Raw genomic sequence first — 19,402 nt, 5'->3', positions numbered from 1 at the left:
GATCTGTCAGTCCTTTTTCTTGGCTGAGGGGTAAAGAATGCCGGGCGCCGTTCCCTCGTGCAATGCCTCCACCAGGGCAGCCCGGTGGCGCAGCACGGCGCGCTGGTTGATGGAACCCTTATCGGTGATTTCACCCACCGACGACTGCGGCGGCTGCTCCAGTAGCACCATGCGTGCGATGCGGTTGGCACTCCCCGTGGCGCTCGCGGCCAGGGCATCCAGAATGCCCTGGAATGCTGCGCGTACAGCGGGATGCGCATTGACTTCGGCCTGCGGCACCTCAGGGCCAGCACCAGCCAGCGCACGTGCCGCTGGGGAAACGAACACCATGGCTCCGACGTCTTTCTGGTTCAGCCCGGTCAGCACCACATCACCGACATACGGACTGCCCTGGGTAACGACACGGGTACGCAAGGGGCCGACGCTGACAAAGGTGCCGGTGGAAAGCTTGAAATCCTCGGAAATACGGCCATCGAAGCGCAGGCCGCGTTCCGGCCGTGCCGCATCTATCCAGGCCACGGCATCGCCCGTGCAAAGAAAGCCTTCTTCATCGAAAGCAGCACGCGTGGCGTCAGGGTCGCGCCAGTAGCCCGGCGTAATATTCGGCCCTTTGTAGCGCACCTCCAGCTTGTCGCCATTGGGCACCAACTTGATGCTCAGGCCGGGCGCAGGTACACCCAGGTCACCGGCGCGCACGTCAGGGTGATTCACGAACAGGGCGAAAGGACTGGATTCCGTCATGCCCAGGCCGGTTCCCATAACGATGCGCTCGCCCAGCTCCTGTTCCTGGCATGCGTGTAGCGCATCCCAGATCGGTTGCGCCAGGCCGGCGGCAGCGTAATAGAACAGCTTCACGCGCGACAGCAGATTGCGGCGCAATTGCTCATCGGTACGCATGGCGGCGGCAATGGCCTCGAAGCCCGTTGGCACATCGAAATACACCGTCGGTGCGATCTCGCGCAGATTGCGCAGAGTTTCATGGATCAGACCCGGCGTGGGCCGACCATCATTGATATACAGCGAGCCGCCGTTATAGAGCGCAATGCCGAAGTTGTGATTGCCGCCAAACGTATGGCTCCACGGCAACCAATCGACCATGGTGAGGTCTTCATCCTGCACCAGCGGAATGGACTGCGCCAGTTGCTGCTGGTTGGAACACCACATGCCATGCGTGTTGATTACCGCGGCCGGCAGCTTGGTCGAACCCGACGTGAACAGGAACTTGGCAATGCGCTCGGGCGTGACGGCAGCCGCCGCAGCCTCCACTGCCGGGCCGGCTTCGGTGGCCAGGATGTCGTGCCACAAGGCCTGGCGACCGGCACGCCTGCGCCAGCCATCATCACGCTCCAGCCAGACTTCGCAATCCTCGGCCACTTCCGCATCAATCGCTCGGCCATACTGGGCACCGTCCACGGCCAACACCAGGCCAGGCGTCAGGGTTTCAAGCACCCGACGCAGCTTCGCATAATCGGTGGCCAGCGTAGAGTATGCCGCCGACACCGTGCAGTACGGAATGCCAACATACAGGCAAGCCAGCGCCAGCACCGCATGTTCCAGGCTGTTTTCCCCCAGGATGACGACGGGCCGCTCGGTATCCAGCCCTCGGTCAAGCAGGGCCTGGCCGACCTTGCGCGCCTGTTCCAGCGCCTGCGCATAGCTCAGGTGCACCCAGTCGCCCAGACTGCCGTCAGCAAGGCGCTCGCGCCGCGCAAACAGCGTATGCGCCGGCCGCTGCCCGGCCCAATAAGCCAGGCGACTGCCCATGCTGGGGGCAAACGGTTGCAACGCGGCATCCGCCCGCAGATAACAGATGCCATTGTCCCGGCGCTCAACCGACACGCCGTCTACGCCATAGCGCATGGCACGATAGCGCGGCGCAGCAGCGGCCGCAGTTTTCACTTCAGAAGTCACCTTATGTCTCCTCGATCCCTCTGAAAATCAATCAGGCGGACATGACGGCCTTGCACAGGCTCTATTCACGTCCGGTCGCCAGCCCTTAGGAACCGGCACGCAGTTTGGCAGCGCGCCCCTCCAGAAACTCCGCCACACGCGTCTTGGCTTCGGGCGCAGACTGCGCGATGGCAGAAACCAGCGACTCCATCAACAGGCCGTTGTCGGCGGGCGCTTCGGCAATGCGCGGCAGCACGTGCATCAGGGCATAGTTGGTCATGGGCGCATTACCCGCGATCCGCGTGGCCAGCTCACGCGCCTTGGCCAGCGCCTGTCCAGCCGGCACGAGATACTGCGCGAAGCCCACACGCTCGCCTTCCTCGGCGCCGTAAACCCGGCCGGTCAGCATCATGTCTGCCATGCGCGCTTCGCCAATCAGACGTGGCACGCGCACCGAACCGCCGCCACCGACAAAAATGCCGCGTGCGCCTTCCGGCAGCGCGTAGAACGCGGAACTGTCAGCCACGCGGATGTGCGTGGCACAAGCCAGCTCCAGGCCACCGCCGACCACTGCCCCCTGCAGCGCCGATACCACCGGAATACGGCCAAACTGGATCGACTCCAGCGCCCGGTGCCACATGCGCGAATGGTGCATTCCCTGCTCCGCATCCCGCTCACGCAGCTCGCTGAGATCCAGGCCGGCGCAGAAGTGCTCTCCCTGACCATAAAGAACCGCCGCCTTGATATCGGCCGGCAAGGACTCGAAGACATTGCGCAAGGCCAGCATCAGCCCGTCATTGAGCGCATTGCGCTTTTCCACGCGGTTCAAACCGATCAGCACGATAGCGCCGTCACGCTCCACCGTCAGATTGGAATACTGCTCGAAATTCTTCATTGAGGTAGGCCTTCTTGCTGTTTATTTGATTATAGTTTATAAATAATTTCATCAGCAAACAAGCATTCCAGATAGTAAAAACCCTTAATAACTGGTTTTTTACACATCAAAGAGAATAAAAAATAGTTCTTTATTAGAACAAAAAGCCTAGATTGGAGACTCTCGCATGCGCGCCCACATTCCTTACGGCATTTACTGGTCCACGCCCTTCGCCAAATGGCAGGGCAGCCTGTCCGCGCTCAACCCTCTGCCCCTGGTAGCCCAGGTGGCGAAAGACACGCTGACTGAACGGAATGTCGATCTGTCGCAGATCGACCTTGCCATCCTCGGCACCACCAACCCCTATCCTGGCAGCTTCTACGGCCTGCCCTATGTCACCGGACTCATGGGGATGGACCGCGTGGCCGGGCCATCCGTGCAGCAGGCCTGCGCCACCAGCGTGCGCGCGTTGCTGATGGCCAGCCAGGAAGTCGCCATGGGAACCGCCAGCTGCGCCCTGCTGCTGATGGCCGACAGACAGTCCAACGGGCCGCTGGTCTACTACCCCGACCCAGGCGGCCCGGGCGGCTATGGCATTCCCGAGCGCTGGGTACCGGACAACATGGCGCGCGACCCCTATGCCGGCCAACCCATGCTGGAAACCGGGGAAAACGTGGCACGCCGCTACGGCATAGACACCGCCGAACAGCATGCGCTCAAGCTGCATCGCTATCAGCAATACCTGGAAGCGCTGGCCAATGAACGCGCCTTCCAGAAACGCTACATGGTGGATGCGCCGCTGACGCCTCCCGGCGGACGCAAGCAACTGGGCGTCTTGCAGGCTGACGAAGGCATCTTCCCCACGACGGTGGAAGGCCTGGCCAAGCTGAAGCCGGTACGAGCGGGCGGCAGCATCACTTTCGGCGGCCAGACCCATCCCGCCGACGGCAATGCCGGCACCATCGTCACGACCCGCGACCGGGCCCGCGCCTTGTCCACGCGCCCGGAAATCGACATCGAGATCCTCGGGTTCGGCATGGCCCGAGTGGAACCGGCGCACATGCCCATGGCCCCGTCACCGGCCACCTTTCGCGCCCTCCAGGCCAGCGGTACCAGCATGGCCGATATCCACGCCATCAAGACCCACAACCCATTCGCGGTCAATGACATCGCCTTGGCACGCGACACCGGCTTCCCCTGGGAAAAGATGAACAACTACGGCAGCCCGATCATCTGGGGACACCCGCAGGCGCCTACCGCCTTGCGCGCCATCATCGAACTGATCGAAGAACTGGTCCTGCGCGGCGGCGGCACCGGGCTGTTCACCGGCTGCGCCGCAGGCGATACCGGTCTGGCCACTGTCATCCGCGTGAGCGACAGCCGCCGCTGAACCTCCCCTTCCCCAGCATGGCAAGGCCCGGCGCCTACCGGACCGATGCCGCGCCTGACGCCATCACTCTAGAAAGGTCATCAGCATGAAACTCATCACCGCCACGCAAGCCGGCGCCCTGATCCGCGACGACGCCACCCTGTTCCTGGGCGGCCTCGCGATGTCCAGCCTGCCCGAGGAAATCCTGCAGGGAATAGAACAGCATTACCTGGAAACCGGCCATCCGCGCCAGTTGACCACCTGGGCCTGCGGCGCCGTGGGCAACAGCGGCAACGGCGGCATGAAGCACTTCGCCCATGAGGGCATGATTCGCCGTACCATCGCCGGCCACTTCGGCCAGACCGGTGCGGAAATGATGAAGATGGTCTACGACGGCAAGGTCGAAGCCTACAACTTCCCGCAAGGCTCGCTGTCGCAACTCACGCGCCACATCGCCAGCCGCTCGCCAGGCCTGCTGACCAAGGTAGGCCTGGGCACGTTCGTAGACCCGCGCCAGGAAGGCGGCAAACTCAACCGCACCTGCAGCGCAGACCTCGTGCAATTGGTTGAGTTTCAGGGCGAGGAATGGCTTTATTACCCCAGTCCGAAGATTGATGTCGCCATCATCCGTGCAACGCTGGCAGACGAAACCGGCAACCTGACGCTGGACAAGGAAGGCGTCCTGCTGGAACAACTGGCCATCGCCCAGGCGGCGCGCGCCTGCGGCGGCATTGTTATCGCTCAGGTGGAACGCATCGTCCAGACCGGCAGCCTGCATCCCAAGCAGGTCAAGATTCCCGGCATCATGGTCGACTATGTCGTGGTCGCCCGGCCGGAAAACCATATGCAGACCATTACCACGCAATTCGACCCCGCGCTGTGCGGCGATGTGCGCATCCCGCTGGGCAGCCTGCCGCCCATGCCGCTGGACGAGCGCAAGGTCATTGCGCGCCGGGCAGCGCTGGAACTTAGCTCCGGCGCCATCACCAACCTCGGTATAGGCATCCCGGCCGGCATCCCTTCCGTTGCGGCCGAGGAAGGCGTGGCCGACCTGCTGACACTAAGTGTGGAAAGCGGTGTGACCGGTGGCATCCCGGCCCAAGGCGGCGATTTCGCACTGGCCTACAACGCCCAGGCCATCATCGAGCAGACCTCCCAGTTCGATTTTTACGACGGCGGCGGCCTGGACGCCAGCTTCCTCGGGCTGGCCCAGGTGGATCGCCACGGCAACGTCAACGTCAGCAAATTCAATGGTCGGCCCGTCGGCTGCGGCGGCTTCATCAACATCACCCGCTCAACCCGCAAACTGGTGTTCTGCGGCACCTTTACCGCCGGCGGCCTGAAAGTCGCCATTGCCGACGGCGCCCTGCACATCGAACAGGAAGGCCGCAGCAGCAAGTTCGTCGATCACGTCGAGCAGATCACCTTCAACGGCCACGATGCGGCGCAACGGCAGCAAGACGTGCTTTTCGTGACGGAACGTGCCGTCTTCCAGCTCGGGCTGGACGGACTGGCGTTGATCGAGATTGCCCCCGGCGTGGATCTCGAGCGTGACATCCTGGCCCATATGTCCTTCCGACCCATCATCCGCGGGCCGCGCCTCATGGACGCCGGTCTGTTCCAGGCCGAATGGGGCGGGCTGCGTGCATCACTCGCTGCCAAAAACAACAAAAACAATTAATAAAAGTACATATATACAAAAAAGAAAACCCCTATAAAAACATCAATATATGGGGTTTCCCCTATGCTTAAGCACTGCATTTTTAATTATTATTCATAACTAAATGCAGAACAAAACAGGAGACAACATGAACCGCCCCCGCACCATCCTGAAATTCACCGCCGCACTTGCCATCGCCGCCGCCTTTCCGGCCCAGGCCGACATCAATATCGGCGCCGTCCTGCCCCTGACCGGCGCCACTTCCGCACTCGGCATCCCCAGCAACAACGGCTTCAAGCTCTGGCCTGCGGAGATCGCCGGGGAAAAAGTCAACGTCATCATCCTGGACGACGCTACCGACCCGACCACCGCCACACGCAATGCACGCCGCCTGGTGACCGAGGAGAAGGTGGACATGCTGGTGGGATCGGTCGCAACCCCCTCGGCACTGGCCATCGTCGACGTCGCCCTGGAAACCCGAACCCCGCAACTGGCCCTGTCTCCGGTACCGGTTCCTGCAGGCCGCGACACCTGGACATTCCGCCTGGCGCACTCATCCACGGTGATGGCCAATGCCGCGCTCGCACACATGGCCAAACAAGGCATCAAAACCCTGGGCTTCCTGGGCTATACCGATGCCTACGGCGAAACCTGGCTCAAGGACATGCAGGAACTGGCGGATGCTTACGGCATCAAGCTGGTCGCCACGGAACGCTTCCAGCGCACCGATACCAGCGTGACCGGCCAAACGCTCAAGCTACTGACCGCCAAGCCGGACGCCATTCTGATCGTGGCATCCGGCTCGGGCGCCGCCATGCCGCACCGCGCGCTGGTCGAACGCGGCTACAAGGGCAAGATTTACCAGACGCACGCCGCCGCTTCCCGCGACCTGATCCGCGTCGGCGGCAAAGCCGTCGAAGGCGCCTACGTCCTGTCCGGCCCGGCCGTCATTGCCGAGCAACTGCCAGCCAGCCACCCATCCAAGGCTGCAGCCAGCGACTTCGTGCAGAACTACGAGCAAACATTCGGCGCAGGCACCCGCAACCAGTTCAGCGCCCACGTCTACGACATCCTGTTGCTGCTGCAACAAGCCGTGCCCGAAGCCTTGAAACAGGCCGAGCCCGGCACACCGGCCTTCCGTGCGGCGCTGCGCGACGCGCTGGAAAACCTGCCCGCCATTCCCGTTTCCCAGGGAGTGATCGACTTCACCGGCAGCGACCACTGGGGCTTCACCCCCGAAAGCCCGGTCGTCATGAAAATCGTGGATGGCGACTGGGTGCTGGAAACCGACTGACCCCGTCCATCCTTCCTGTCACGGCCCCGCTGGCGCCTCGCCGGCGGGCCTGCCCATTCCTACCGCCGATATAGCTCATGGACTTCTCCATCGCCAGCATCCTGCTCGTCGACGGCCTGACCAATGGCGCGATCTATGCCCTGCTGGGCATGACGACCGTCCTGGTTTTCGCCGTCACCCGAGTCATTTATCTTCCCCAGGGTGAATATGTCGCCTTTGGCGCGCTTACCCTGGGCATGCTCCAGCTTGGCCAGGTACCGGGCACAGTCTGGTTCCTGCTGCTGATGGCAGGCTGTGCCGCGTTGCTGGACCTAGTCGCCGACCTGCGCCAGCGCCAGCCAGCTGCGCAGGTTGCCGGCCGTCTGTTGCGCACCCTGGCCTTCCCCGTGGCGATCTCTGCGCTGACCATCTGGATTGCGCCGCGCCAGCCCTCGCTGCTGACCCAGATGCTGCTGACGCTGGCGCTGGTCACCCCCTTCGGCCCACTGATCTACCGCCTGGCCTACCAGAGCCTGGCCAACGCCAGCGTCCTGGTGCTGTTGATCGTCTCCGTAGGTGTGCATTTTGCGCTGACGGGCCTGGGGCTGTACTTCTTCGGCGCGGAAGGCTTCCGCACCCCTGCCCTCTGGGATGAGCAGATGAGCCTGGGTAGTCTGCTGCTTTCGGGCCAGACCATCATCATTTTCCTTATCACCGTTGCACTGATCGTCCTGCTGTGGCTGTTCTTCGAGCACACGCTGCGCGGCAAGGCGCTGCGCGCCACCGCCGTCAACCAGCTGGGCGCCAGACTGATGGGCATTTCCACCGAATCGGCCGGCAAGCAGTCCTTCACCGTCGCGGCCTTCATCGGCGCGCTGTCCGGCCTGTTGATCGGGCCGACCACGACGATCTTCTACGACAGCGGTTTCCTGATCGGCCTGAAGGGATTCATCAGCGCCGTCTTCGCCGGCCTGTCCAGCTACCCGATGGCCCTGCTGGGCGCCATGCTGGTCGGCATCATCGAAGCCTTCAGCTCCTTCTGGGCCAGCGCATTCAAGGAAGCCATCGTCTTCACATTCATCCTGCCCGTGCTGCTGTGGCGCTCTTTGCGCGATCCGCATACCGAGGAAGACTGATCATGAGCACAGAAACCTCACTCCACACCCTGATTCCCCGCAACGCGCCCAAGCGCAACCGGGCATTGGTGGCGTTCGTCCTGCTGGTTGCCCTCCTGCCCCAGCTACCGCTGCCGGCCTTCTGGATCACCCAGTTGAACTATATCGGCCTGTACGCATTGCCCGCCATGGGCCTGGTGCTGCTGACTGGCATCGGCGGCTTCACGTCCTTTGGGCAGGCCGCCTTTGTGGGCATCGGCGCCTATACCACGGCCTATCTTTCCACCCAGATGGGGCTGTCACCCTGGCTCAATTTGTTCGTGGGCCTGCTACTGACCGCTGCCTGCGCCCTGATCCTGGGCTGGATCACCCTGCGCATGAGCGGCCACTACCTGCCGCTGGCCACCATCGCCTGGTGCCTGGCCCTGAACTATGTCATGGCCAACATGGAGTGGCTGGGCAAGTTCGACGGTATCGCAGGCGTGCCTGCCATTCCGCTGTTCGGCCTGGACATGACGCTGGACCGCAATATCTACTATCTGATCTGGGGCTTCGCCCTGCTTGGCGCTGCCGCCCTGGTCAACCTGCTTGACTCCCGCACCGGCCGCGCCATCCGTTCCCTCAAGGGCGGCGTCACCATGGCTGAAGCCATGGGCATTTCCACCTTCCGCTACAAAGTTCAGATCTTCCTGATCGCCGCACTGTTCGCCGCCGCTTCCGGCTGGCTGTTCGCGCACTTCCAGCGCTCGGTCAATCCTTCCCCGTTCGGCATCAAATTCGGCATCGAATATCTTTTCATGGCCGTCGCCGGTGGCGTGGGCAGCATATGGGGCGCCTTTACCGGTGCGGCAGTGGTCAAGCTGGTAGAAGATCAGTTGCAGGTCCTGCTGCCCAAGATCATCGGCGCGACTGGCAGCTTCGAGATCGTGGTGTTCGGCATCATGCTGGTCCTGATCCTCAAGTACATGCCGCAGGGGTTGTTTCCCACATTCGTCGGCCGGCTGCCGCGCCGTCAGCGCACGCGCGACTGGGGCAATGCTGCCGCCCTGCCGCGCCGCCCGCAACCCGAGCCCGGTTCGATGCTGCTGGAGGTCGATGCCATCCGCAAGCAATTCGGCGGCCTGGTCGCCGTCAACGATGTGAGCTTCAGCATCCGTGCTGGGGAAATCATCGGCCTGATCGGCCCCAACGGGGCAGGCAAATCCACCACCTTCAACCTGGTCTCCGGCGTGCTACGTAAGACTTCCGGCACGGTGCGTTTCCGGGGCGAGGATATTTCCCGCCTGGGTTCACGTGAGATTGCCCGGCGCGGCATGTCGCGCACCTTCCAGCACGTCAAGATGATGCCCGACATGACGGTGCTGGAAAACGTCGCACTGGGCGGCTACCTGCGCAGCCGTTCCGGCGCGCTGAGCGCCATGCTGAAACTCAACCGCGAGGAAGAACGCCAGCTGTTCGCGGAGGCCGAACGCCAGTTGCAACGCATCGGCATGGCCGGACAGATGCATGAGCTGGCCGGCAATCTCGCGCTGGGCCCGCAACGGCTGATGGAAATTGCCCGTGCGCTGTGCACCGACCCGGCCCTGCTTCTGCTCGACGAACCGGCAGCCGGCCTGCGCCACAAGGAAAAACAGGCCCTGGCCGGCGTCCTGCGCCAACTCAAGGCCGAAGGCATGAGCCTGCTGCTGGTGGAACACGATATGGATTTCGTCATGAACCTGACCGACCGCATTGTGGTCATGGAATTCGGCACCCGCCTGATCGAAGGCACACCGGCCGAAGTCCAGGCCAGCCCGGCGGTACGCGCTGCCTATCTGGGTACGGAGCACTGATATGAGTCAAACGCCTCTTCTGGAAGTCCGTGGCCTCACGGCCGGCTATGGCCGCGCGGAAGTGCTGCACCAGCTGGATTTCCACGTCCCTGCCGGCAGCGTTGTCACCATCATCGGGCCCAATGGCGCCGGGAAGTCCACCCTGCTCAATGCGCTGATGGGCGTGCTGCCGGCGCAAGGCAGCATCCGCTACCTGGACCGGGAAATCATCCACAGCCGGTTGGAAGCCCGGGTGCAGCGCGGGCTGGCCCTGGTGCCGGAAACCCGTGCTCTATTCAGCACCATGAGCGTGCGCGACAACCTGGTGCTGGGCGGCTACCGGCTGCGCGGCTCCATGCTGCGCCCTCGCCCAGCCACCCAGGGCCTGGAACAAGTCTTCGATCTGTTCCCGCGCCTGCGGGAACGCCAGCACCAGTTGTCCGGCACCCTGTCCGGCGGCGAGCGCCAGATGCTCGCGATCGGCCGCGCATTGATGGGCGAACCGCGCCTGCTGATGCTCGATGAACCCAGCCTGGGGCTCGCGCCGCTGATCGTCAAGGAAATTTTCCGCATCATCGAGCAACTCCGGGCCACCGGCGTCAGCATCCTGCTGGTCGAACAGAACGCCCGCGCTGCACTGGAAATCGCCGATTACGGCTATGTACTGGAAACCGGCGACGTCGCCCTGCACGGTCCGGCCGCCGAACTGGCCGACGACCCGCGCGTGGCGGAAACCTATCTGGGCACCGCCCATCACTGACCCGCTGGCCGCCGGACATTCAATCTTGTTGCGCCGGCCAGTGCCGGCCGCCCTGTTAGGAAGAATTTCATGTGGGAATATGATCCGCCCTTGCGCGACATGCGTTTCGTCATCGACCAGGTCCTCCAGGCGCCTGCCTCCTGGGCAACGATCCCGGCCTTTGCCGACCTGGACGCCGACACAGCGTCCCAGGTCCTCCAGGAAGCCGGGCGTTTTGCCAAGGAAATCCTGCTGCCCATCAACAGCCCTGCGGATCTGCAAGGCTGCCGCTGGCAGGATGGCACAGTCAGCACACCCGACGGCTACCGTGAAGCCTATGCCGCCTTTTGCGCAGGTGGCTGGCCGGCCCTTGCCTGCGACCCCGCCTGGGACGGGCAAGGCCTGCCGCAACTGCTCAATGCCGCGTTCTACGAAATGCTGGCTGGCTGCAACCATGCCTGGGCCATGTACCCCGGCCTGGCCCACGGCGCCTACGAATGCCTGAAGGCGCATGCCACGCCGGCCCTGCAGGATGCCTACCTGCGCAAGATCGTCAGCGGCGAGTACCTCGCCACGATGGGGCTGACGGAATCCCATGCCGGCAGCGACCTGGGCCTGCTGCGCACCCGCGCCCAACCGGTCGGCGACACCGGCCCAGGCGCGGAAGTCCGCATCACGGGCAACAAGATATTCATTTCCGGCGGCGAGCAGGATCTCACGGACAACATCGTGCATCTCGTCCTGGCACGGCTGCCGGACGCCCCGGCCGGCAGCAAAGGCCTGAGCCTGTTTCTGGTGCCGCACCGGATGCCGGACGGCAGCCGCAATGCCGTCCGCTGCGATGGCATAGAAAAGAAAATGGGCATCAAGGGCAGCGCGACCTGCGTGCTTTCCTTCGAGGGTGCGACAGGCTGGTTGATCGGCGAGCCCAATCGCGGCCTGAACGCCATGTTCGTGATGATGAATGCGGCCCGCCTGCAAGTCGGCATGCAGGGCCTGGGCCACCTGGAGCTGTCCAGCCAGAACGCGCTGCGTTATGCGCGGGAACGCTTGCAATCGCGCGCCCGCATCCGGCCCGCGGACGCGCCTGCCGGCCCAGCCGACGCCATTGCGCTGCAACCGGCGGTACGCCGTACGCTACTTGCGCTCAAGGCCATGGCCGAAGGGCTGCGAGTATTGTCCTACTGGACCGGCGTGCTGCTGGACGAATCGGAACAGCATCCCGACGCCGATCACCGCCGCGCCGCGGGCGCCCGCGTCGCCCTGCTCACCCCCATCGTCAAGGCCTACCTGACCCATCATGGTCACCATGGCGCCAACGCCGCACTGCAGGTCTGGGGCGGACATGGCTATGTGCATGAATACGGTATAGAACAGAGCGTGCGCGACAGCCGCATTGCCATGATCTACGAAGGCACCAATGAGATCCAGGCTATCGACCTGCTGCAACGCAAGGCGCTGGGCCCGGACGGCGCACCCGCCCCGGCGCTGCTGGCGCTGCTGGCCGAAATCCGCAACGAAGCCGCCCAGGCGGCAACCCTGCCTGCGCTGGCGGCCCTGGGCGCGCAATTGGAAGATCATGTCCAAGCCTTCGAAGACGCCACGCAGGCACTGGCCAGGGGTGCCGCGCAAGACCCGGAATGGCCGCTGCGCGTTGCCGACGATTACCTGCATGCCGCTGGCCTGTTGTTGATGGGCTGGGCCTGGCTGCGCAGCATGCGCACGGTGCTTGGCCTGCCCGCAACCGAACAGGCAGACCCCTGGTATGCAGCGAAGCTCGATACTTGCCGCTATGGTCTGGAATGGCTGATGCCGGAACTCGACCTGCGTCTGCGCCTGGTCGGCGCCAGCCAGGCCGCACTGCCATGGCTGCCGGTTTGCTGACGGAAACGCCGTCCGGCTCCATTATCATGACGGCCATGGATACCCTAGCCCAAACCGCCGCCGAGGATCAGGAAACCTGCCTGGACCTCGGCTGCCTGCAACACGTTCTCGGCCACCAGCTTGCACTGGCGGATGTGCCGACTCGCAAGACGTTTTTCAAGCACATTGGCAAACCGCTGGATTTGCGGCCGGCCGAGTTCTCGATGCTGCTGCTGATTGCACACAATCTCAATGTCACGCAAAAACAGCTGAGCCAGGCACTGGCCATGCCCGCCCCGAATGTCACAACCATGTTGGACCGCATGACCCAGCGCGGGCTCCTGACCCGGGAACCGAATGCCACCGACCGCCGTTCGGTGCACATCGTCCTGACGGAATCCGGGCAGGAGCTGGCGCAGCAAAGCCGCGACATTTCGCTGAAAATGGAACGCCATTTGTTGCGTCATCTCAGCGATGCGGAACGCGCCATGCTACGCGAACTGTTGCACAAGGTAGCGCAACAGGCCATCTCCCAGAGCAACACCCCCACCTGAAGACAAGCGGCAGGCCTCCATCACGGCACCGCACCCGCAATACCTGCCATCGCTGCCGCCGTGCCATCCATTGCAACGCCCCGGGGATAAGACGGACTGATTCAGCCATGGCGTCCGCAACCAGGCGCTGCCCCAGCAGAAGAAAAGTGAAAGAACGATTCTCTTTCCCGCTTCTTTCCGATAAAATTTGCCTCCGCCTTTTTACCCCCTCGTCCGGGAGACTGCGATCGCATTCCTTGTCCCAGTTCACGCGTTCCCTGCGGTAGCCGCGCATCGTGCACACCATCCCCGATAGGCTGCTGCACGACCTGGAACATCAAGGCTGGACAGTGTCAGACGACATCATTCCAGCAGAATTGGCACATCGTCTGCTTGCTGAAGGGCACCATCGCTGGGAAGAAGGTTTTTTCCACGCCGCCCAGATCGGACGCTCCCTTTCCCAGCAACGCATCGCCGGCATACGTGGCGACACGATCTGCTGGCTCGACGACACCGACCCGCACCCCGCCAGCATCGACTTCAGACTTTGGTTCACGGCACTGCAAAGCACGTTGAACCGCTATTTCTACCTTGGGCTGAAGCGCTTGGAATGCCATTACGCCCGCTACGATTCTGGCGCCGGATACGCAAGGCACATAGACCAGCATCGGGACACCAGCGACCGAAAGATTTCCATGGTGCTGTACCTGAATGAAAACTGGCAGACCGGGGACGGCGGCGAGCTTTGCATTTACGACCCCGCTACGCCGGAGCGGGAAATTGCCCGCATTCCCCCGCTAATGGGCCGGCTGGCGCTATTTCGTTCCGATACCATCCCCCATGCCGTCCTGCCCTGCGCACGCACGCGGTGGTCGCTGACCGGCTGGTTCCGTACCGACGACGACTCTTTCTGACGCCGCCGCCTGCCGCATTTTCATACGTCGCGCCTGACTTGCAAAAATTTTTCAGTGCAGGCATAATGCTCGACTTCCCTGATTACGGGTCTGCCTCGCTGGCAGCAGCGCATTGACCGGGAAGCTGTCGACAAAAAATTTTTCGCCAAACACCGAAAAAAACTTTGACAGACAGAAAAAACGTCGTATAATTCAATTCTTCGCTCGACACACAACGAAATTATTCGAAGCAAGTCGAACAAGAACATGGGTTGTTAGCTCAGTTGGTAGAGCAGCGGACTCTTAATCCGTAGGTCGTAGGTTCGAACCCTACACAACCCACCAGATTTCGAACGGCCTGTAAAAATACAGGCCGTTTTCATTTTCCGGCCCGATTATAGACATCGTTCGCCGGCATGCAGCCACCTTGACCCAACAAGGCTGGCCTCCATCGAATCCACGCAGTCCTCAAAACAGGTCCATTCGGATCTGTTGCCGGCCCATGCCGCCTGGTCACGTGGATTCCCGATTATCGCTTTCCGACTCCCCTGCCCCGGATTTTTGTCTGGCCAGATTCCGGAGAGCCCGCCTTATCCATTTTCAGGCATCCGCCCAGCCCGACATTCGGGCCAGGGTGACGCGTGCCTGTCCATAACAACAACAAGGAAAACCACTATGTTGCAGAATATTTATCCGGATCAACTGATCCCCAACGACAAATCCACCATCGGCAATGCCCGCGACATCAAGATCGGCGACCAGGTCATACTGGTGCTGGCTGGCAGCCAACGCCCGGTCACCAGCACTGTCGAAATGATCGTCGACCTCTTCGGCAGCCCGACCTACACCAGCCGCGCCACCGCCGGCCGCACACGCTTTCGCTTCCGCCCCCAAGACGTCCACCATGTGGAGCCCTCGCGGAATACGGTACGCATGGCTGCTGCGTAAAGCGCCGGCTGCCTGTCCGGCAGCCCGATCACACACCGCCGTGCCCCGGCGCTTGGGGGCCAACCGAAATACCGTTATGCTGCCGCTTTGTTAATCATCGCTGGCCCGGCGCCGTGATCCACCCCACAGGCAGCAGATGATGCCGTCCCACCCGGAAGCGCACATCATGAATACCCCACCGGCCACGGCAGGCCACGCCACACGATCATCCAGCCCCATGCTGGATCTTGCCAACCCGCAGGACACACTCCAGGCGCTGCGCAAATTGCACGCCTCGGCCACTGACGGCAAGCCCGTCGTCTTCCACTGGTCCGGCCATGCCTGGGCACGCAGGGAAGGCGAACCTGATCGCCTGTTGTTCCGCGTTGAAGGCATGAACATCCGCCAGGCTGGCACCTTGCAGGATCCAGAGCGCGGCCAGGGCTTCCGCCTGGTGTCGCGCGAACTCATGCTGTACCTGGACCCTACCAGCGGCGAACCTCTGCGCACCTGGCGCAACCCCTGGACGGACCAGGACGTGGATATCATGCACGTCGCCAACGACCCGGTGAACCAGCGTCCCTTCTTCGAACGCGATCCCCAGGGACGCCCCCTGAGGATTCCATTCCGTGTGCAGGGCGAAAGGATCTTTGCGCCGGCAGAGATCCCGCTGTTCTATCCCAACCCCCTGGGCGGGGAGTATCAGGATTACGTCGGCAATCACTATCATGCGATGGAAATCTTCGATTTCGTCGCCGATCGCCATGCCTTGCTCAGCCGCGATACCGATACCGCCAACGCCGCACTGGCCTGGGTCCGCATTGCCCCCTGGCTGCCCTTCATGCGCATGGGCAGCCGTCCTGGTCTGATGGTTTTCAATGCCATGGGCCAGGCGGTGAATGGTATCGACGCCCTTCCTGACATACTGCGCCAGGCCATTCAGGACCACTATCCGCAATACGACGCCCCGCCGCCGCTGGATGACATGCGCCCGAATGCCACCAGCTGGACCGTCGCGCGCCAGGCCATAGACACGGCACGCAAGCCCTAACGCCCCAACCTGCGGCGGCCCATCAGCGCAGGCCACGACCAGGAACCCAGGGGCTATTGGCCTTATTAACCTTATAGGCCTCTCTAGGGACGCTGGTCAGCCTGCCGGCTTTCCTTCATCAGCAACAGGCCGCCCACCATGAAGCAGAACGCGCCCAGCCACAGGTGCGCATTGGCAAGCACGCCAATCCAGGCGGCTTCCTGGCGCTGCGGCACATAGGCCAGCACGGCGGCTGTCATGAAAAAAATGCAGCCCCACAGATTGATGAAGGCGATCTGCCACGCCAGTTCGCGCGGACGCCAGCTCCAGTAAGCATGGCTGGTCTCCAGCATCGCCAGATATCCCGAAATCAGGAACAGCACGGACCCGATCATGTCCGGCGCCCACACCAGCGTATCCTGCAGATACCAGTTGGCAGGCGTACCAATCCCGTCATAGGTATTGACGTTAAAGGCGACGGTACCGATGAACTGTGCCAGGGTGCTGATCCAGCCGGCGCTGCGCGGCTGCCAGCCGATGAGACGAATGCGCGCCGGTGGCGCAGCTGGCTGTTGCTGCACCGAAAAAGCAGGCGCATTGGCAGACTGGAAATGCTGCATATAGGCTGCCATCGTAAACGGGATGGAACCCAGGAAATACACCAGGCCGACCTGCGGGCTGGACAAACCCAGGCTGCCCGGCAACAGCGACAGCGACGCGCCCAGCATAAACAGCAGGGAGCCGATAGCAAACAAGGCGCCAACAATGCGGTTATAGCCAGCTGTCTGCCATGCAGGCAGCGCGGCATGCTCCTGATTCCGGGCTGCACGCATCAAGCCCTTGCGGTTCTGGCGCGAATTCCAGACGATCAGGCGTCCATGCTGGACAAAACGGCGCAATGTGACGAACGGCCCCGCGCCAAAACTGACGACCTGCTGCTTCACTGGCTGGGTGTCGGGCTGCCCTGGCCGCAGGCTCATGCGACGCTCCTGGCCAGCCGATATCTGCAATTGCCCAAATCCGTCATCCCCATCCGTCCATCCATCCGGCAATTTGCCGCGCCATCATGGCAGCACCGGGATTATCGACGCAAACGGCTTGCCGGGAAAACCCCGGCCACTAAAAAATCGTGATGGCGGCCCGCTGCGCCAGCACTCAACAAGTGCTGGCGTATTGACATATTTCAGGCGCATAATTTCCGCCGGTCCTGCCTGCTGCGCCGGATCTCGCACAGGTACCGGCCCCGGCCGGCAGTGGTTGCCGCGGCAACTGTTGCCCCCGCATCCGCCGCCAGGCAGACAGGACAGCATCACTCTCCTTTGCTGCGCCCACCATGCCGCCCTCTCTCTGCCGCTTTCTCCCCCGCCTGACGCACCGGCCTGCCGCCGCCCTGCTCCTGGCCCTGGGCATTATCAGTTGCACACAGGCTGCCCTGCCTGATCCGGCCGTCACAGCACCGACCCCGCCCGCCAGCTTGCCGGCAGCCTGGACAGGTGCCGGGGACACGAATTGCCACGGCATCCGTGATCTGGCCTTTGTTGCCCACATGGACGATGATCTGCTGTTCATGAATCCGGACCTGCAGGCGGTGAGCCGCGCTGGCGCCTGCCTCACCGTGGTCTACCTGACGGCCAGCGAGCGCGACGAAGGCGTCGCCTACATGCTGTCACGCGAACGTGCCGTCCGCGCTGCCCATGCTTATATGGCAGGTCAGGACGACCTGTGGACGGAAGACCGCGTGCTCGTGTCTGGCCATGTGTTTGCCCGCCAGCGCCTGCAAGGCCAACCTGGCTTGCAACTCTTGCACATGCGCCTGCGCGACCCCTGGCTGGGGCCAGGCTGGGGCAGCCTGACGCCCTTGAGTCAACTTGAATCCGTGGGCGGGCATGCCGTGGAAACCCTGGGCGACTTCCAGGAACGCTATGACCGTGAAGAGCTCGTCAGGACGCTTGCCGCCGTCATACAGGCCTATCAGCCGACAACCATCCGGCATCTCGACGACACCAGCACCATTCCCTATACCTCGCTGTGCTGGCGTTGCGCCGGCCACGGCCACCCCGACCATATCGCCAGCGCCAGGCTGGTGCGCGAAGCCATGCGGCAGCTGCCCGATGTCTATCCCGCCGTCGGTTACGTGGATTACCCCAGCCAGGAACGGGAAGCGAACCTGGCACCTGAAGACATCCGGCTCAAGACGGAATCCTTCCTGCGCTACGCCTGGCTGGACCGGCGCTACTGCGCCCAGGGACAGCAATGCCGTCAGCCCTATGGCCCGACTGCCGCCTGGGTCGAGCGCAGCTACTACCTGAGCCGCCACGACACGCCGCCCGCCCTGGCCGAAGGCAGCCAGGGCAGCCTGGTGCTGGCCACGACCAGCGAATGGAGCAACCAGCCGACAACCTGGACGGCACAGCAGGAACGCTGGCAGCCCCTGGGCAAGCCCAGCGCTGAAGCGCCGCAAGCCTTCACCTGGCCGGACGGGGCTGCCGGGCTGTTGCTGCGCGATGCGCTGGGCACCCTGTGGAGCAGCCGGCAGGACCCGGCCAGCGGCCACTGGCAACGCTGGCAGGCGCTGCACGGCATGCGCTTCCGCCATGCCCCGGCACTCGCAGCGCAAGGCAATGGCGCTCTTGCCCTGGGCAACGACGGCCAACTGTACTGGAGCCAGGCACGCCCGGCAGCAGCGGGCCTGCCTGCGGACTGGCAATGGCAGGAATGGCAAGCTCTGCCGCCATTGCCGGGCGCCAGTATTCATGCTGCCTTGCTGCAGGACAGGCAGGGCCGCTTGCAAGCCTTTGCCCTGGATCTTGCCGGCCAGCTGTATCGCAGCAGCCAGGAGCAGCCCGGCAGTCCGGCATGGCAGGCCTGGCAGCCCCTGGCCGCGCCGGCCAGCAACGGCGGGCTGGCAGCGCTGGCACATGATGAAGCGCTGGAAGTCTTCCTGCGCGGAAAAAATGGCGAGCTGTACCACATCGTCCGTCCCGGGGCGGACGCGCCCTGGCAGCCTGCGGAATCGCTGGCCCTGCACTACATCGGCCAGCCGGCAGTCGGCCTGGATGAAGACGGCGACGTTGTCGTCGCCGCACTGGAACGCGCCGGCGGCCCGGTCTGGGTGCTGGACGAAGATGAAGCGCCCGTACGCCTGATGTCAGCTGCCGGTTCCGCCCCCGCGCTGCAGCGCCACAACGGCGCCCTGCACCTGGCCGCGCGGCGTACCGGCGCCACCCAGACCTACGACCTGTGGCGCCGCGACCCGGCCGACGACAGCTGGAAGCTGAACGCGACGGCAACCCTGCCCGTACCGCCCGCTGCCGTCTCCCGCCGCTGAGTACACGGGGAAAAGCTCGCCCGCTGAATCCATCTACTGGATTCGCCTGTGGAAGCCTTCTCCCCAGCCTGCCTGATCCCTCCTGGTGCCGAGTCCG

The 19,402-nt window shown here is 63.3% G+C and carries 15 protein-coding genes, 1 tRNA gene and 1 pseudogene; 14 read left to right on the top strand and 3 right to left on the bottom strand.

Annotated elements, in window-relative coordinates; translation table 11 throughout:
* Positions 1–6: 6 nt before the first annotated feature.
* Together EV679_RS08070 and EV679_RS08065 are read right to left on the bottom strand one after the other, a co-directional pair.
* Positions 7–1,860 carry a feruloyl-CoA synthase gene (locus EV679_RS08070; protein WP_130487095.1) on the bottom strand — a complete coding sequence of 618 codons (1,854 nt, stop codon included), beginning with the start codon at positions 1,858–1,860 and terminating at the stop codon, positions 7–9.
* 136 nt (positions 1,861–1,996) lie between these two features.
* The gene (locus tag EV679_RS08065; protein WP_068368342.1) at positions 1,997–2,785 is read right to left on the bottom strand and encodes a crotonase/enoyl-CoA hydratase family protein; all 789 of its coding nucleotides are present in this window, start codon (positions 2,783–2,785) and stop codon (positions 1,997–1,999) included.
* Between the two features lie 166 nt (positions 2,786–2,951).
* Between EV679_RS08065 and EV679_RS18045 the strand changes: the two are divergent.
* From EV679_RS18045 to EV679_RS08005, 13 genes and pseudogenes are all read left to right on the top strand, one after another.
* Positions 2,952–3,680: pseudogene (locus EV679_RS18045) on the top strand (thiolase family protein); the annotation flags it as partial.
* A 75-nt stretch (positions 3,681–3,755) separates the two neighbouring features.
* Positions 3,756–4,154 (top strand): hypothetical protein, encoded by a 399-nt coding sequence (locus tag EV679_RS18040; RefSeq protein WP_372726471.1) that lies wholly within the window; start codon positions 3,756–3,758, stop codon positions 4,152–4,154.
* Between the two features lie 85 nt (positions 4,155–4,239).
* A complete protein-coding gene (locus EV679_RS08055; RefSeq protein ID WP_130486930.1) occupies positions 4,240–5,814 on the top strand; it encodes an acyl CoA:acetate/3-ketoacid CoA transferase in 1,575 nt (524 codons plus the stop codon).
* A 127-nt stretch (positions 5,815–5,941) separates the two neighbouring features.
* Positions 5,942–7,087 (top strand): ABC transporter substrate-binding protein, encoded by a 1,146-nt coding sequence (locus EV679_RS08050; protein WP_130486929.1) that lies wholly within the window; start codon positions 5,942–5,944, stop codon positions 7,085–7,087.
* A 77-nt stretch (positions 7,088–7,164) separates the two neighbouring features.
* Positions 7,165–8,202: a branched-chain amino acid ABC transporter permease gene (locus tag EV679_RS08045; RefSeq protein ID WP_068368357.1), complete on the top strand. Its 1,038-nt coding sequence runs from the start codon at positions 7,165–7,167 to the stop codon at positions 8,200–8,202.
* Between the two features lie 2 nt (positions 8,203–8,204).
* Positions 8,205–10,013 carry a branched-chain amino acid ABC transporter ATP-binding protein/permease gene (locus EV679_RS08040; RefSeq protein ID WP_130486928.1) on the top strand — a complete coding sequence of 603 codons (1,809 nt, stop codon included), beginning with the start codon at positions 8,205–8,207 and terminating at the stop codon, positions 10,011–10,013.
* Position 10,014: 1 nt separating this feature from the next.
* Entirely contained in the window at positions 10,015–10,752 is a 738-nt protein-coding gene (locus EV679_RS08035) for an ABC transporter ATP-binding protein (RefSeq protein ID WP_068368362.1), read from the top strand.
* A gap of 69 nt (positions 10,753–10,821) precedes the next feature.
* Positions 10,822–12,615 (top strand): acyl-CoA dehydrogenase C-terminal domain-containing protein, encoded by a 1,794-nt coding sequence (locus tag EV679_RS08030; protein ID WP_068368364.1) that lies wholly within the window; start codon positions 10,822–10,824, stop codon positions 12,613–12,615.
* Positions 12,597–13,148 carry a MarR family winged helix-turn-helix transcriptional regulator gene (locus EV679_RS08025; protein ID WP_165389993.1) on the top strand — a complete coding sequence of 184 codons (552 nt, stop codon included), beginning with the start codon at positions 12,597–12,599 and terminating at the stop codon, positions 13,146–13,148. The genes EV679_RS08030 and EV679_RS08025 overlap by 19 nt, the downstream gene beginning before the upstream one ends.
* Positions 13,149–13,423: 275 nt before the next feature.
* Positions 13,424–14,041, top strand: coding sequence for a 2OG-Fe(II) oxygenase (locus tag EV679_RS08020; protein ID WP_238591313.1), 618 nt, complete (start codon positions 13,424–13,426; stop codon positions 14,039–14,041).
* Between the two features lie 248 nt (positions 14,042–14,289).
* Positions 14,290–14,365: transfer RNA gene (locus EV679_RS08015), tRNA-Lys, on the top strand.
* Positions 14,366–14,695: 330 nt separating this feature from the next.
* Positions 14,696–14,968: a hypothetical protein gene (locus EV679_RS08010; RefSeq protein WP_130486927.1), complete on the top strand. Its 273-nt coding sequence runs from the start codon at positions 14,696–14,698 to the stop codon at positions 14,966–14,968.
* 166 nt (positions 14,969–15,134) lie between these two features.
* Positions 15,135–15,998: a DUF1838 family protein gene (locus EV679_RS08005; RefSeq protein WP_165389992.1), complete on the top strand. Its 864-nt coding sequence runs from the start codon at positions 15,135–15,137 to the stop codon at positions 15,996–15,998.
* Between the two features lie 83 nt (positions 15,999–16,081).
* On the opposite strand, the gene EV679_RS08000 is transcribed toward EV679_RS08005, so the two are convergent.
* Positions 16,082–16,957, bottom strand: coding sequence for a hypothetical protein (locus EV679_RS08000; protein WP_202969524.1), 876 nt, complete (start codon positions 16,955–16,957; stop codon positions 16,082–16,084).
* A gap of 353 nt (positions 16,958–17,310) precedes the next feature.
* On the opposite strand from EV679_RS08000, the gene EV679_RS07995 reads away from it, so the two are divergent.
* Positions 17,311–19,305: a DUF8189 domain-containing protein gene (locus EV679_RS07995; RefSeq protein ID WP_130486925.1), complete on the top strand. Its 1,995-nt coding sequence runs from the start codon at positions 17,311–17,313 to the stop codon at positions 19,303–19,305.
* Positions 19,306–19,402 lie beyond the last annotated feature (97 nt).

It is taken from the genome of Kerstersia gyiorum (genome assembly GCF_004216755.1).
Classification (GTDB): Bacteria; Pseudomonadota; Gammaproteobacteria; order Burkholderiales; family Burkholderiaceae_B; genus Kerstersia; species Kerstersia gyiorum.
This window is presented reverse-complemented; position numbering and strand designations above follow the sequence as displayed.